The organism is Pantoea sp. CTOTU50773 (assembly GCF_032082325.1).
GTDB lineage: Bacteria > Pseudomonadota > Gammaproteobacteria > Enterobacterales > Enterobacteriaceae > Pantoea > Pantoea communis.
The window spans coordinates 1-15,031 of record NZ_DAMDQC010000049.1 but is presented as its reverse complement, the minus strand read 5'-3'; the positions used below and the strand labels follow the sequence as shown (position 1 = coordinate 15,031).

Here is a 15,031-nt window from a genome sequence, read left to right as displayed (position 1 = left end):
GTGACATCCTCTTAAGTGCGCCCGATGAACCGTCATCGGGCAACAAAAGACTATGGCAAAGCCTGAAGCTGAATATTAGCGCTTAGTGCGACCGGTTCATCATCGCCGGATAGCGCTGTTGCAGATTTTGAAAGATAGCCTGCATCTGCGCGTCAAGTGCTGCCGGTTGTGTATCTGCTATGGCTGGCTTAAGTGCAACGGGTTGTGCCTCCGCCGCCACGGCGTCAAACACCTGTTGCTTCAGGAAGTGGCGCCAGCTGACCGGCGCTTCTGCCAGAAACGCGGTGAGCAACGCATAGCGCGCCGGTGTCCACTGCTGTTCAAATGCCGTGCGTGCCGGGCCGTGATCAAAATGCTGCCGGGCTTCGCGCTGCATCTCAGCGCGTAAACGCGCAGTGGTGACCTCATCCACCTCATCATTGATGATCGCCACGCCATAGCTATTACGTGCCACTTGCACTGAAACAAATCCGCAGCGCACATCCTGCAGCACCGCCGCCGGCTCGCGCTCCACCGGCAGGCCATACCCTCCCGCGCCCGGACCGCGTACCTCAACGATATCGCCTGGCTGGCAACGAATGACATCGGTGTTGCCGTGTTCAATGACCTTGCCGTTGCGCAGCGTGCGGAAGTGCGACAATGCCCCTGACTCACCGCCCAGCACGCCAGCCGAAGCGAACACTGACCGGTTGCGATTGCGCGCCGTTACCGTGGTGTTGGGCGCGGTAATTTCAAACGCCATCTCCGTGGCCAGACCGCCGCGATAGCGCCCGGCACCGGCACTGTCCGCCGCCAGCCCATAGCGATGGAAATGGATCGGCACTTCTGCCTCGTTGATCTCAATGGGCGTGTTTTTCAGAAACGCCGATAACCCGCCAGAACCATCCGGGCCATCATGACGTGGCGTCCCGCCCGCGCCACCGCCGACAGGCCCTAGCGAGGCCACGACGCTGCGGTTCTGACTATCGCTGGTACGGATATTCATGATTGAGTTGCCGCCGGGTGAGTTAGCCGGTAAGCGATCGGGCAATGCCTGGGAGAACACGCCAATGGTGGCGATCTGCGACAACGCGCAGGTCAGCGAACGCATGCCTACCGCGGCGGGCGCTTCACAGTTCATTACGGTGCCTGGCGGCAGAATCGCGCGCGTCGGGCGTAAGGTGCCCGCATTAAGCAGCAGATGGCGATCCAGCGTTGAGAGCACATAAGTCACACCCACCAGCGCCAGCGGATGCCGTTCACGGCCGCCGGTGGGCATATTCAGCGAGGAGGCCAGCTGCGGATCGCTGCCGGTGTAATCCAGTTCCAGCGTGTCGCCGCTAATGCGCAGCGTGATCGCCACGCGGCACGGATAGCCGCCTTCACCATCTTCGTCGGCAAAGTCAGCATAGAAGTATTCACCATCCGGAATGGTGGCGATAATGCTGCGCGCCTGCGCTTCGGCGTAGTCCAGAATGCCTTCAATACCCTGCAGGAAATCCTCAATACCGAAACGCGCGATGATGTCATGGATCTTACGCTCGCCCACGTTTACCGAGGCAATCTGCGCTTTGAAATCCCCCCAGTTTTGCTCTGGTACACGCACGTTGAGGCGCATAATGCTGGCGACTTCTTCATTCAACTCACCGTTGCGCACAATCTTAAGTGGCGGAATGCGAATGCCCTCCTGCACGATATCGGTCAGCGAGCGCGACAGCGAAGCCGGCACCGCACCGCCCACGTCGGTGTTGTGAATATGACCCACCACAAAACAGACAATTTCACCGTTATGGAACACCGGCTTCCAGATGTGGATATCCGGCGAGTGGGTGGCCACATTGCCCGCATACGAATCATTGGTGATGCAGATATCGCCCTCTTCGTAATGATCGATTAACGCCAGCACCGGGCCGTAATCGATGCCGCTGTACCAGGGCGCGCCAAAGCTGCGTGGCGAAGCGAACGCCATGCCGTCACGGCTGACAATCTGACAGGAAAAATCTTCGGTCTCTTTAACGAAAGTGGAGTGCGCGGTGCGCATCAGCGTAAATGCCATCGCATCTGCCGCAGCGGCACAATAGTTCGCGAGAATTTGCAGGTTACGTCCGTTAATGGCCATATTAGTTTGCCTCCACAGGCGTAATCAGCAAGTTGCCAAAGGTATCGACATCCACCTGCATCTGCGGTGGAACACAGGTGGTACAGTCATCTTGTGCGATGATCACCGGTCCGTTGAGATGATGCCCGGCCCGCAGACTGGCACGCACCACCACATCCACCTGATGCGATGCGCCATCAATCCAGGCACTGACACGTTTCGCAACGGCAACGGGCTCGGTCGCGTCGGGTAAGTTGTTGAGCGTCGGCTTCGGTGTGGGCGAGGCGATCACTAAACGCAGGTTGATAATCTGCACGGGTGCATTGGCATCACTGTGACCAAATAGCAGCTGATGCTGGCGGTCAAAGGCCTCGTGCAAGGCCGCCACGTTGGCCTGCGCCAGCCACTCTGGCTGTAGCGCGACTTCGATCTCAAACGACTGACCGCGATAGCGCATATCAGCGCTGTAGTGCAAGGTGAATGGCATATCAGTGCCATGTTGCTCGCACAGCCAGCCGCGTGCGCGTTGGCTCAGGCCTTCCGCTTCCGTTGCCAGTGCATCCGCCAGCGTCGCGTCCAGATCGCTATAAAGCGTGCGGATAAAATCATTGCGGATATCCGCCACCAACCCTCCTAGCGCTGACAGCACGCCCGGTGTAGGCGGCACGATCACCCCTTTCATATTGAGTTCGCGGGCGAGGAAACACCCCATCATCGGGCCTGCGCCGCCAAAGGCGAGGAACCAAAATTCACGCGGATCCAACCCAAAACGCGACAGCAATCCGCTGGTATCACCGTACATACTGGAGATCGCCAGCTCGATGGCGGTTTCCGCCGTCTCTTCCACCGTGATACCCAGTTGATCTGCCAGCGGTTGCCAGGCAGCACGTGCAGCAGCAACATCGACTTTCACCGCGTTGTAACCGAGATCGCCATGACCGATCATGCCACAGGCGGCAAAAGCATCGGTCGCCGTCGGTTGCGTCCCTCCACGCTGGAAACACACCGGCCCGGGCAGCGATCCGGCGCTATCCGGGCCCATCTGCAGCACGCCCTGGTTATCGATCCACGCCAGCGAGCCGCCACCCTGCCCCACCGAGGTGACTGCCACTGACGGAATATAAATCGGGAAATCACCGATGATTTCACCGTTGCCCTGCGCCACTTGCCCATCGACGATCACCGCCACGTCCGCGCTGGTGCCGCCAATATCAAGACTCAGGATCTTGTCGAAACCACAAGCGCTGGCAAGGAAGCTGGCACCGATCACGCCTGAAGCCGTGCCGGACAACACCATCTGCACACATTCACTTTTCGCCTGCTCCACGCCCATCACCCCACCATTGGATTTGGTGATACGCGGCGGCGGCTTAACGCCCATGGTGTGCAACGCCTGTTCAAACGATTCCAGGTAGTGAATCACCATCGGCTGCACATAGGCATTAATGGTGGCGGTGATAGTCCGTTCATATTCGCGAATGATCGGCCAGATGTCGGCGGAGCAAGAGGTGAGCAGTTCAGGCGCCACCTCGTCGATAATGGCTTTGACTGCTGCTTCGTTGTGGCGATTGCGATAACTGTGTAACAGCGACACCACAATGCCCTGACAACCCGCCGCACGCGCCTGATCAATGGCATCCAGCACACTTTGCCGATCCACTGGCTGCAACACGGTGCCGTGGCGGTCCGTTCGCTCTTTGATGGCAAACACCCGATCGCGGGTAATCAACGGTGCCGGACGTCGCGAAAAGAGATCGTGAATATGAGGAATTTTGAGACGCGCCAGCTCCAGCACATCACAAAATCCTTCGGTGGCAAACAGCGCCAGCCGCACGCCACGTCGCTGGATGACCGCGTTGATGCCCACGGTGGTGCCGTGGGTAAAATAGTCAATATGCTGGGGTTCAATCCCGTCACGCTGCTGCAACTGCGACAGCCCGGTGAGGATTTCGCTGCCGGGCTGATCCGGTCGCGACAGGACTTTTAAGGTATGAATCTGATGAGTCTGTTCATTCAGCACGGCAAAATCCGTAAAGGATCCGCCAATATCAACGCCAACGCGGTAACCCATGGTGAGCAAGCTCCGTTATCAGGAGAGAGGAAATTCCATCAGTTTTTGCGGATCCTGCACCACACGCCAGCCAAGGCGCTGATACAGCTGATGGGCATCATTAGTAGAGAGCATCCAGCGGTGCACCGTGGCCAGCTCCGGGTGCGCACGCACACAGGTCGCCAGCCAGCTGCCCAGGCCGTGGCCTCGCCAGTTTTCATCGATCATCACATCGCACAGCCAGCCAAATCGGGTGTAATCCGTCACCAGTCGCGCAAAGCCAATCTGCTGTTGCTGATGGTAAACACCAAACGGCAACGAGCCGGCAAATGCGCGCTCGGTTTTGGCGCGTGGCTGCGCGTTGGCCCAGTAAGACTTCTCAGTCAATTGCTGGTGGATGTAATCCATATCAAGGCGCTGGCGATCGGTAGAGATGGTGAACTCGTCGCGCTGCCATTGATGATCGGCAAGGGTTAAAGCGGTCATGGCAACTCCTTGTAAAGCGATAAATTGAGTGTACGGATATGCAGGCACAGGACGCGCGTGAAGCCACGACCGGAACAGTAAAGATAAAGGGAATTTACGGCAGAGAAGAAATTTTATGCTGTGGCAGATGCGTTCGGAGGTTCAGGGGCGAATAGCGGAGTGGAAACAATACCTTCTCCCTGTCTGGGAGAAGGTCAGGATGGGGTCAATTACACACTAAAATCCACAGAATTATGCTTAGCAATCAGCGATCGCAATGGAACGGTGCTTTTCATAATCGGGGATTTAATCACGATATAGCTGAAGTACTTATCGATGCCGATTTGTGCGTCCAGCATCTTCTCAATCACTTCCTGGTAGTGCTCGATGCTGCGGGTAATAAAGCGCAGCAAATAGTCGTAGCCGCCGGTAATCAGATGGCACTCCATCAGCTCATCCACGTCGCGAACCGAATTTTCGAATTTCATAAAATCTTCGCGTCGATGGCCCGAGAGCGTGACCTCGGTGAACACCGTAACGGAATCGGTAATTTTGGTCAGATTGATGTGGGCTTCATAGCCGGTAATAAATCCAGCCTGCTCCAGGCGCTTCACCCGTTGCAAACAAGGGCTGGGCGAAAGTCCTACGGCGTCGGCGAGATTGACGTTGCTGATACGGCCATCTTTTTGTAGTTGCACCAGGATGTTGATGTCGATGCGGTCGAGTTTCATTAAGCCGTTCATAGCACCCCTCATTGTTGACCAATCGCGCAGGCTGATACGATGGTATATCACGCTTTGACGTGACGGCGCTAGCGACTTCCGCACGCCACGTCATTCATTGGTCGAGTCAATAATTCCAGAGATATCAATGAGGAAGCCGGATTTATCCCAGGCGACCACTGGCGCGGGCCAGCGCAATATCAAAGATATGTAACGCTTCTTCCAGCTGAGAATCTGTGGTCACCAGTGGCGCGAGGAAGCGCACCACGTTGCGATGCAGGCCACACTTGATCAACAGCAGGCCTTCCTGACAGGCGCAGTCGAGGATTTTCTGCGTCATCGCAGCGTCAGGACGTTTGGTTTCGAAGTCGATGATCTCCACCGCCTGCATAAAGCCCACGCCACGTACTTCACCAATGCAAGCATATTTCTCCGCCAGCTGTTGCAGACGTGCATTCAGCTGTTCACCCAGCTGATTGCTGCGCGCCAGCAGATTGTCGTTTTCCAGCAGGTCCAGCACCGCCAGCGCCGCCGCACAGCCCAGCGCGTTACCGCCATAGGTGCCGCCAAGACCGCCCGGCAATGGCGCATCCATGATGGCTGCTTTGCCGACTACGCCGGAAATCGGCAGACCGCCCCCCAGACTCTTCGCCACGGTCACCAGATCCGGTGTAATGCCCAGTTGCTCGAAGGCAAACAGCGTACCGGTGCGACCAAATCCGGTCTGCACTTCATCGAGAATCAGCACGATTCCGTGTTTTTCGGTAATGCGACGCAGCGCTTGCATAAAGTTCGCACCCGCTGGCAGGAAGCCACCGTCGCCCTGAACAGGCTCGATGATGATTGCTGCCACACGCTCCGGCAGGATCTGCACGGCGAACAACTGTTCCAGCGCTTGCAGGCAGTCATCATCGCTGACGCCATGGAAGGCATTAGGATAAGGCAGGCGATACACCTCTGAGGCGAACGGGCCGAAGTTCTGTTTATACGGCTGGCTCATCCCCGTCAGGGTACAGCCTAGCAACGTACGCCCATGGAAGGCACCCTCAAACGCGATAATGCCGCTGCGGTTGGTGTGCGCACGGGCAATTTTCACCGCATTTTCTACCGCTTCCGCCCCGCTGGTGAAGAACACGCTTTTGAAATCTTCACCTTTGCCGACCAGCGCATTCAGGCGCTGCGCCAGTTCGATATAGCCCGGGTAGGCAACGACCTGGAAACAGGCGTGTGACACCAGCCCAAGCTGTTTTGTCACCGCATTCACTACCGCCGGATGGTTATGGCCCACATTAAGCACCCCAATCCCGCCGACAAAATCGAGATAGCGATTGCCCTCGACATCCCACACTTCACTGCCTTTTGCCCGCTCAATCACCAACGGATGCGCGGTGACCACACCACGCGGCACGTTCTGTTCACGTGTATCCAGTAACAGGCTGTTATCGCTATACGTTTGCTGCTCCGCCATGACATTCTGCATTTTCAAAATCCTCATCCACGTAACGTTCGGTTGGCTCAAGTATCGCAACCCGTTGGTTTCTCACGCTGCCGTAATCAGCAAAGCAGCGGCATTTCGTTTCAAAATCTTCTGCCAATCAGCAGGGAAATTCTGCACGCAGCGCGTGGCGGGCGATGGCCGTCAAAGTCTGAATACCGTGCGGGATCAGCGCATCGTTGAAGTCGTAAGAGGAATGGTGCAACGGCTGGCTGGGTGCCGATCCGATCCACAGATAAGCCCCCACTCTGGCCTGCAACATAAAGGCAAAATCTTCCGAGGTGAGAGCAGGCTGTCTGGCTTGTTCAGCAGGCATGTCCGCCTCACGCAGGGCATCCAGCGCCAGTTGTGCAGCCCCCGCTTGATTGACCGTGGCCGGGTAATAACGCAGATAGCTTACCTCTGCCTGCAGACCGTGCGCCGCCGTGACATGTTGCGCCATTTCACGCAGGCGGCTTTCAATGATGTCCTGCGCCGCTGGGCTGAACGTACGTACCGTGCCGGTGATACTGGCTTCCGCCGGAATCATGTTGTGTGAGAAACCGCCCTGCATGCGCGTCACCGTCAGCAAACCCGGCTCGCACGGGTCAAGTGCGCGCGCCACCAGCGTATTGAGTTGCACCACCAATTCACTGGTGGCCAGCAAGGTGTCACGCGTCAGGTGTGGCTGTGCCGCATGACCGCCACCGCCCTTTACCGTGATATCAAAACGGTCCGCCGCCGCCATGATGGCACCCGGCCGCGTCTGCACTTCGCCCAGAGGCAGTTCAGGCCAGTTATGCAGGGCAAATACCGCATCGCAAGGGAATTGCTGGAACAGGCCGTCATCGATCATCGCTTTCGCGCCGGCTAAACCTTCTTCCGCTGGCTGGAAGATAAACACCAGCGTGCCGTCAAAATCGCCCTGCTGAGCCAACTGGATAGCCGCGCCCAGCAGCATCACCGTGTGACCATCGTGACCGCAAGCGTGACAGACATTGTCATGCACACTTTTCCACGGCTGGGTGCCGTTATCCTGCATCGGCAGCGCATCCATGTCCGCGCGCAGACCTATCATGCGCGGGCTATTTCCACGTTTCAGCACACCGACCACGCCGGTTTTACCCAGGCCGCGATGCACCTCAATGCCGTGCTCTTGCAGCACCTGCGCCACGATGTCGCTGGTGCGCGTTTCCTGATAGCCCAGTTCGGGATGGGCGTGCAGATCCCGTCGCAGAGCGACTAATTGATCCAGTTGCATATCAGTATCCCCGGTTGCGATCGATAAGGCCGACCATGGGTTCGCCACGTTGATAGCGGCGCAGGTTATCGAGTAGCGCAGCCACCGCGCTGTCGGTTTGCGTCTGGCTGGCAATGTGGGGTGTGAGCCAGATCGCCGGATGCTGCCAGAAAGGATGCTCTGGCGGTAAAGGTTCGGGATCGGTCACATCGAGCACGGCTGCGCTCAATTGTCCGCTGGCCAGCGCCGTGAGCAGATCGTCATGATTTAACTGCGGGCCACGCCCCACCTGTACCAGTGCGGCTCCGGCAGGTAACTGCGCAAACAGCTCAGAGTTGAGTAAACCGCGCGTGCTGTCAGTCAACGGCAGCAAACACACCAGGATGTCGCTGTGTGCCAGAAACTCAGCCAATTGCTCAGCGCCATGCCAGCAGCGCACGCCCTCGAGTTCACGCGGTGTCCGGCTCCAGCCAGCACACTTAAACCCTAATGACACCAGCTGCTGCAAAGATGCCTGGCCGAGTTCGCCTAAGCCCATGACGCCCACCCGCCGCTGATTGGCGGTGCGAATCGGGTGCGTTTGCCACGTTGCTGCGCGCTGTTGCTGGAAATAGCGCGGCATATCACGATGCAACCCCAGCACGGCAAAAGTGACGTACTCCACCATGCCTTGCGTCAGGCCGGGTTCGATCATGCGCACCACCGGCAAATCGGGCGGCAGTTGGCTGAGATCGAACTGATCGGCCCCCGCGCCCACCGACAGTAGCGCTTTGAGATTAGGGAAGGTCGCCATGACATCTTCTGGCGGTTGCCAGGCCACCAGCAGTTCAACCTGTTCTGCGTCACCCACATCCGGCCAGATATGCAGCTGCACATCCGGTGCATGTTCAGCCAGCCAGCGCTGCCAGTGGGCTCCACGCGTGGCTTCCGATTTATAGACGATATGCATCACGCCATCGCCTGGGTCATCAACCCAAACGCCTGCATCTCACCGGCTTGCGGTGACCAAGGCGTTCCCCGATACATGGTGGTGGGCGCGTCAACCTTGACCAGCCCTAAACTCTCCAGCCAGTTTGCCAGTGGCAGTGCGCTGTCGGTGTCGATGCGGACAAACTCACCACCCAGCCCTTGCATCAGCGCGGCCACCAGCGCCTGCGCGACATCAACATGGCGCGCAATCACCGGGCCAATCGCCCAGCCATGCCCAAAACGTCGCAGGCTGGCAAAACCCTGTACCTGCTGCTGCGGATCTTGCAGTAACACGGTCTGGTGATCGGCAACCAGCGTTTGTATCAGTTGCGGGCGCCACATGCCGTGCGCCTGATGATCCAACTCAGTGAGCAATTCAACGTCATCGGCCAGAGCATTGCGCAACGTTAACCCCGTCGGGATGTTGACGGCGGGCACCGCTGCCAGCTCACGCGTCTGGTGCTGCTGAATGGTGCCTTTCACCACAAAACCCAGTTTCTCGTATAGCCCCTGGCCCATTTCGGTAGCATGCAGGCGAATCACGCAATCCGGGAATTTCTCCATCACCGCCAGCATCAACTGCTTACCAATTCCCCGCCCCTGACATGCTGGATTCACCACCACCAGACCAATGGTTGCCGCGCTGTCACCCCAGCGCCAACCGAAGGCGCTGCCGACAAACTGCCCCTGCTCTTCCGCCACCACGCCCTCACCCAGCGCCAGCGCCTGCTGCCAGTCTTCACGGCGATGCGGCCACTTAAGCTGTTGGGTGATGGCATAGCCATGTTCAATATCATCCTGCGTCATGGCGCGTAATGTGATCATTTGCTGCTCCTGGTTTGAGGTCGCCATAAATGGCCACCTGACAAATTCTTTGCGCGACTGCCACAGGGTGGGCACGCATTTGCGCTGGCTTGCACCATCTCTATTCCGCTTTCAGCACTTCTTCGTGCTCGTCCAGCCAGCCTTGACGCAGTTCCGGTACGGCTCGCTTCAGGCGTTCAAAATAAAGCTCACTGGTGGGTTTATCATAATCAGCACGGGAAATCTGCGTCACGATGCGACCGGATTTCATCACCACGATGTCGTCGCATACGGCGCGAACCGCGTGCATGTCGTGACTGATAAACAACACTGACAGCCCTAACTCACGGCGTAGCTCACTGATCAGATCCAGCACCGCCGCCGCGACCACGGTATCCAGTGCCGAGGTGACTTCATCACACAGAATCAGATCCGGCTCCGCCGCCAGTGCACGCGCCAGATTCACGCGCTGCTTCTGTCCGCCCGACAGCGCCCAGGGGCGACGCCACAACACGGTGCGCGGCAGTTTCACCAGATCCAGCAGTTGATACAGACGGCGCTGCAGTTCGAGCCCTTTCAGTTCATGGAACAGCGTCAGCGGACGTGAAAGAATACGCTCAACGCTGTGCGCGGGATTGAGCGCCGTATCCGCCATCTGGAACACGTACTGAATACGGCGCAGTTCATTGTCGGGACGCTTGTGCATGTCACCGTTGATATAGTGACCGTTAAACAGAATATGGCCGTGGCTGGGCGCATTGAGCCCGGCAATCGCATGTGCCAGCGTGGTTTTACCCGAACCCGACTCACCGATAATGCCAATCGCTTGCCCTTTCCACAGCTTGAGATTGATATCTTGCAGAATCAGCGTTTTCGGTTTGCCCTCACTATCACGTGGGCCATATCCGGCACTGAGATCGCGCACTTCCATCAGCGGCTGCACATCAGCCTCTGCGCAGGTCCAGCTGCTTTCTCGCTCTTTCTGGCGTGCCGCATCCATTAACAGTTGGGTATATTCGGCCTGCGGCGCACCAATTAACCGTTCGGTGGTGCCATATTCCGCCATTTTTCCGCGCAGCAGCACCAGAATGCGATCCGCCATCTGCGCCACCACCGCCAGATCGTGACTGACGTAAATCGCGGTCACACCGCGCTGTGCCACCACACGGCGAAACGCTTTCAGTACTTCAACCTGAGTGGTGACGTCCAGTGCCGTGGTCGGCTCGTCAAGGATCACCACATCCGGGTCGCCAATCAGTGCCATGGCCGTCATCAGACGTTGCAGCTGTCCGCCAGAGACCTGATGCGGGAAACGGTCGCCAATGGTGTCAGGATTCGGCAATGCCAGCTCGCGAAACAGCGTGATCGCCTTCTCTTTGGCGGCTTTGCGTTTCATGGTGCCATGGATCACCACTGGCTCGATAACCTGGTCGAGAATACGCATTCCCGGGTTGAAGGAGGCTGCTGCACTTTGGGCGATGTAGGCCACTTTGTTGCCGCGAAATTCGCGCAGCTGGCCTGGCGACAGACTACGCACGTCGGTGCCCGCCAGATGAATGTTGCCCTCGGCGATGCGACAACCGTGGCGCGCATAGCCCATCAGCGCCATGGCGATGGTGGTTTTACCCGAACCGGATTCACCGATCAGCGCCAGCACTTCGCCTTTTTGTACGGTAAAACGGATATCTGAAACCAGATCGATCTCTTCGCCCTTATCCGTCTCGGCGGTGACACGCAGGTTTTCAACGGAGATCACGGGCATGGCTGTATGGTGTGTCACGTTCATGCTCCCTCCTTCGCCAGCGTCAGCGGACGCATCTGTTGCAGGCTGTCAATAAACAGGTTGGCACCGATGGTTAAACTGGCAATCGCCACTGCCGGCATCAATACCGCAGGCGAACCGTTAAACAGGCCTTGTAGATTTTCACGTACCAGCGTGCCCCAATCAGCATAAGGTGGTTGCACGCCTAAGCCCAGGAAGCTCAAGCCGCTGAGTAACAGCACGATATAGACAAAACGCAGGCCAAAATCGGTGAGCATCGGATGCACCATATTCGGCAGAATGTCATGGATTGCCACGTACCAGCGGCTTTCGCCACGCAGTCGTGAAGCACGGACATAATCCATATTGCGCAAACTGCTGGCCATAGCGAACGCGATACGGAACGCACCGGGCCAGTAGGTGAAGATGGCTGTCAGAATCAGCATCGGCAGCGAGGAACCAAACACGGCCACAATCATCAGCGACAGCACTTTGCCTGGCAGCACCAACATGGCATCGTTGATGCGGCCCAGCAACTCTTCGAGCCAGCGTCCTGCAACGGCGGCCAGCAGCGCCAGCAAGGTGCCGATTAAACTGGCACCCAGCGCAGCGGTCAACGCCAGCCCAATGGAGAACTTAGCGCCATACAAAATGCGGCTGAGGATATCGCGACCGAGATAATCGGTGCCCAGCAGGTTGTCAGCGGTCATCCCTCCTAGCATCGGGCCACCACCGATATCCTCTACGCTATGCGGCGCCAGTTGATTGCCGAACAGCGCCATCAGTACCCAAAACAGAGAGATTGCCAGGCCAATGCGACCGGAGATCGACAGTGACTGAAAAATTCGTACAGGAAGCAGCAAGCTATTCATCAGCTCCTCCATTTTGGGTTAAAGGCGATAGTCAGGATGTCAGCAATCAGCAGCAGCACCAGATAACAGGCGGCGAACATCATCACGCACAGCTGCACCACTGGCAGATCGCGATTACTCACGGCATCCACCAGCGCACTGGCGAGACCGGGGTAGCTGAAGATCGACTCAATAATGATCACCCCACCAAACAGGTAAGACAGGCTGAGCGAAATGGCGTTGGCAATCGGTCCCACCGCATTCGGCAGCGCATGACGCAACACGGCACGCAGCGGCGAGACCCCTTTCAGCAACGCCATTTCAAGATACGGGCTGTCGAGCTGATTAATGATCGCCGAACGCGTCATCCGTGCCATCTGCGCCACTAATACGCAGCACAACGTCAGCACCGGCAGTGCATAGGCTTTCAGATAACTGACGAGATCCATGTCGGGGCTGCCAAACGACATCGCCGAGACCCAATGCAGTTTGACCGCGAAGATCAACACTGCCACGGTGGCCACCAGAAACTCCGGTACCGCCACCGTCGCCATGGTGGCGATCACCAGAAAGCGATCCAGTGCTGAACCGCGATTCATGGCGGCCAGGATGCCGATCACCAGCGCCAGCGGGACGCAGATCACCGTGGTGATGCCCGCCAGCTCCAGCGTGGCAGGAATACGCTGCCCCACCAGTTGCGTCACTGGCAGATGACTGGCAAACGAGGTACCAAAATCACCCTGCAACATTCCACCGAGCCAGCTGAAGTAGCGCATCAATAACGGCTGGTCGAGACCCAGCTGCTGGCGTAACGCCGCCACCGTTTCCGGCGTGGCGTTTTGCCCCAGGATCATCTGCGCGGCATCGCCGGGCAGCAGGCTGGTGATAAAAAACACCACCGCCGAGACGATAAGCAAGGTCAGGATGCCCGCACCTGCGCGCCGGGCAATCAGAAACAACATGTATCGGTTCATCGGCGTTCTCCTCTGACGGATGACGGATTAGGCTTTCAGCCAGGCGAACTCATGGAAGCGGTAACCCATCATCATGCCGCTTGGCCAGGCTTCAACACCGCCCACTTTTTTACTGTACCCGTCGAGGGTACTGATAAAGGTGGGGATGATGGTGCCACAGTGGTCATAGATCAGCTTCTGCATATCGCCATACATCTGCTTGCGTTTGCCCTGATCGCGCTCACCGCGTGCGGCGACGACCAACTGATCAAACTGATCGTTCTTCCAGCCCGATTCATTGTTGGCCGCGCTCGACATATAGAACTGAGAGAACAGCATATCCAGCGTTGGACGCGGGTTGATCGAGCCATAACCCACCGGGTCTTTGGTCCAGTGCGTTGACCAGTAGCCGTCATACGGCACGCGACGCACCTTAACGTTCAGCCCGGTGTTACGCGCCACCTGCTGGATTAACTGGCCCCCTTCCACCGCACCTTCGATGTTTGGCGTGGTGATGATCTCAACCGTTGCGCCCTTCATACCGGCTTTCTCGATATGGAATTTGGCTTTTTCGGCATCCAGCGGACGCGGTTTGAGATCGGCGTTAAACAGCGGATGCCACGGCGGCACGGGGGTGTCGTTACTGATATCACCGTAGCCTTGCAGCACGGTTTTCAGCACGATGTCACGCGGCTGCAGATATTTCATCGCCAACACGAAATCCTTGCTGCTGCCCGGCTTCATGTCGGTGCGGATAATCAGGTTGGTGTACATCCCCGCCTTGCTCTCCAGCACGGCGAAGTCTTGCGTGGCTTTCAAACGATTACTGTCGGCTGCGCTCAGGGTCGAAACGATATGTAAGTCACCCGACATTAGCGCATTGACACGTGCCGCCTGATCGGTGACGCCCAGCAGTTCGATTTCGTCGAGATGTGGCAAGCCAGGCTTGTAGTAGTTTGGGTTCTTCACGCCAACAGAGCGTACGCCCGGCGTGAACTCTTTCAATTTGAACGGCCCCGTGCCAATACCCTTACTGAAGTCTTTGGTGCCATCCTGCACAATCAGGAATGGGGCACTGGCGAGCATATAAGGCACGTCAAAGTTGGCGCTGCTCAGCTCAAGTGTGACTTCGTTATCGTTCACCGCCGTGAAGGTTTTGAACTGATCGGCCAGCTTAAAGGCATTGGAAGCCACGGCGGGATCTTTGTGGCGGCTGAGTGAGTAAATGACGTCTTTCGCGGTGAGAGGTTTACCGTCGTGGAACGTGACCCCTTTGCGCAATTTAATGTGCCAGGTGACACCATCCGAAGACTCCACGGACTCCGCCAGCCCCGGTTGAATCGCCAACTTTTGGTCGAGTTCGGTCAGACCGCTGTAGACCATAAACTGGCGGGTATAGTCACCGCTGTTGTTGCCTTTGGCAGGATCGAGTGTGTCAGTAGCGGAGGCGTTGGACATGGCTGCGCGCATCTTGCCGCCTTTCACCGGTGTTTCAGCCGCAAAGCTCATCTGCGGAAAACCTATCAAGCCGCTGCTCATGACTGCACCCGCAGACAACAACTTCATCAGGCCACGACGTGACAGGGATCCCTCAGTCAGCATACGTGTCAGGGCCGGATTTACAGCGTCAGACTCTTTATCGAATTTACTCATCTGCACACCCT

General features: G+C 57.6%; 12 protein-coding genes. All 12 read right to left on the bottom strand.

What is annotated here, in order from left to right; translation table 11 throughout:
- Positions 1 to 82: 82 nt before the first annotated feature.
- The 12 genes from RT340_RS10155 to RT340_RS10100 all read right to left on the bottom strand — a co-directional run bounded on the left by RT340_RS10155 (position 83) and on the right by RT340_RS10100 (position 15,020).
- Positions 83 to 2,098, bottom strand: a complete 2,016-nt coding sequence (locus RT340_RS10155) for a hydantoinase B/oxoprolinase family protein (protein WP_313375713.1) — start codon at positions 2,096 to 2,098, stop codon at positions 83 to 85.
- A gap of 1 nt (position 2,099) precedes the next feature.
- A complete protein-coding gene (locus RT340_RS10150; protein WP_313375711.1) occupies positions 2,100 to 4,148 on the bottom strand; it encodes a hydantoinase/oxoprolinase family protein in 2,049 nt (682 codons plus the stop codon).
- 18 nt (positions 4,149 to 4,166) lie between these two features.
- The gene (locus RT340_RS10145) at positions 4,167 to 4,613 is read right to left on the bottom strand and encodes a GNAT family N-acetyltransferase (RefSeq protein ID WP_034824597.1); all 447 of its coding nucleotides are present in this window, start codon (positions 4,611 to 4,613) and stop codon (positions 4,167 to 4,169) included.
- A 209-nt stretch (positions 4,614 to 4,822) separates the two neighbouring features.
- On the bottom strand, positions 4,823 to 5,335 hold the full coding sequence (locus RT340_RS10140; protein ID WP_034824599.1) for an Lrp/AsnC family transcriptional regulator: 513 nt from the start codon (positions 5,333 to 5,335) through the stop codon (positions 4,823 to 4,825).
- Positions 5,336 to 5,477: 142 nt separating this feature from the next.
- The gene (gene gabT, locus RT340_RS10135; RefSeq protein ID WP_313375708.1) at positions 5,478 to 6,794 is read right to left on the bottom strand and encodes a 4-aminobutyrate--2-oxoglutarate transaminase; all 1,317 of its coding nucleotides are present in this window, start codon (positions 6,792 to 6,794) and stop codon (positions 5,478 to 5,480) included.
- Positions 6,795 to 6,909: 115 nt separating this feature from the next.
- Complete coding sequence (locus tag RT340_RS10130) at positions 6,910 to 8,043, bottom strand: M20 aminoacylase family protein (RefSeq protein WP_313375731.1); 1,134 nt, start codon at positions 8,041 to 8,043, stop codon at positions 6,910 to 6,912.
- 7 nt (positions 8,044 to 8,050) lie between these two features.
- Positions 8,051 to 8,977 (bottom strand): glyoxylate/hydroxypyruvate reductase A, encoded by a 927-nt coding sequence (locus RT340_RS10125; RefSeq protein WP_211728354.1) that lies wholly within the window; start codon positions 8,975 to 8,977, stop codon positions 8,051 to 8,053.
- Entirely contained in the window at positions 8,977 to 9,822 is an 846-nt protein-coding gene (locus RT340_RS10120) for a GNAT family N-acetyltransferase (protein WP_097117244.1), read from the bottom strand. Before RT340_RS10120 ends, RT340_RS10125 begins: the two co-directional genes overlap by 1 nt.
- A gap of 100 nt (positions 9,823 to 9,922) precedes the next feature.
- The gene (locus tag RT340_RS10115) at positions 9,923 to 11,587 is read right to left on the bottom strand and encodes an ABC transporter ATP-binding protein (RefSeq protein ID WP_313375703.1); all 1,665 of its coding nucleotides are present in this window, start codon (positions 11,585 to 11,587) and stop codon (positions 9,923 to 9,925) included.
- A complete protein-coding gene (locus RT340_RS10110) occupies positions 11,584 to 12,435 on the bottom strand; it encodes an ABC transporter permease (protein WP_058962118.1) in 852 nt (283 codons plus the stop codon). The genes RT340_RS10115 and RT340_RS10110 overlap by 4 nt, the downstream gene beginning before the upstream one ends.
- Positions 12,435 to 13,388 (bottom strand): ABC transporter permease, encoded by a 954-nt coding sequence (locus RT340_RS10105; protein ID WP_034824611.1) that lies wholly within the window; start codon positions 13,386 to 13,388, stop codon positions 12,435 to 12,437. Before RT340_RS10105 ends, RT340_RS10110 begins: the two co-directional genes overlap by 1 nt.
- A 27-nt stretch (positions 13,389 to 13,415) precedes the next feature.
- Positions 13,416 to 15,020, bottom strand: coding sequence for an ABC transporter substrate-binding protein (locus RT340_RS10100; RefSeq protein ID WP_313375729.1), 1,605 nt, complete (start codon positions 15,018 to 15,020; stop codon positions 13,416 to 13,418).
- Between the last annotated feature and the right edge of the window lie 11 nt (positions 15,021 to 15,031).

What these genes read in the sequence shown, in the direction of transcription:
- RT340_RS10155 (WP_313375713.1), bottom strand. Translation starts at nt 2,098, where the DNA reads ATGGCCATTAACGGACGTAACCTGCAAATTCTCGCGAACTATTGTGCC.
- RT340_RS10150 (WP_313375711.1), bottom strand. Translation starts at nt 4,148, where the DNA reads ATGGGTTACCGCGTTGGCGTTGATATTGGCGGATCCTTTACGGATTTT.
- RT340_RS10145 (WP_034824597.1), bottom strand. Translation starts at nt 4,613, where the DNA reads ATGACCGCTTTAACCCTTGCCGATCATCAATGGCAGCGCGACGAGTTC.
- RT340_RS10140 (WP_034824599.1), bottom strand. Translation starts at nt 5,335, where the DNA reads ATGAACGGCTTAATGAAACTCGACCGCATCGACATCAACATCCTGGTG.
- gabT (WP_313375708.1), bottom strand. Translation starts at nt 6,794, where the DNA reads ATGCAGAATGTCATGGCGGAGCAGCAAACGTATAGCGATAACAGCCTG.
- RT340_RS10125 (WP_211728354.1), bottom strand. Translation starts at nt 8,977, where the DNA reads ATGCATATCGTCTATAAATCGGAAGCCACGCGTGGAGCCCACTGGCAG.
- RT340_RS10120 (WP_097117244.1), bottom strand. Translation starts at nt 9,822, where the DNA reads ATGATCACATTACGCGCCATGACGCAGGATGATATTGAACATGGCTAT.
- RT340_RS10115 (WP_313375703.1), bottom strand. Translation starts at nt 11,587, where the DNA reads ATGAACGTGACACACCATACAGCCATGCCCGTGATCTCCGTTGAAAAC.
- RT340_RS10110 (WP_058962118.1), bottom strand. Translation starts at nt 12,435, where the DNA reads ATGAATAGCTTGCTGCTTCCTGTACGAATTTTTCAGTCACTGTCGATC.
- RT340_RS10105 (WP_034824611.1), bottom strand. Translation starts at nt 13,388, where the DNA reads ATGAACCGATACATGTTGTTTCTGATTGCCCGGCGCGCAGGTGCGGGC.
- RT340_RS10100 (WP_313375729.1), bottom strand. Translation starts at nt 15,020, where the DNA reads ATGAGTAAATTCGATAAAGAGTCTGACGCTGTAAATCCGGCCCTGACA.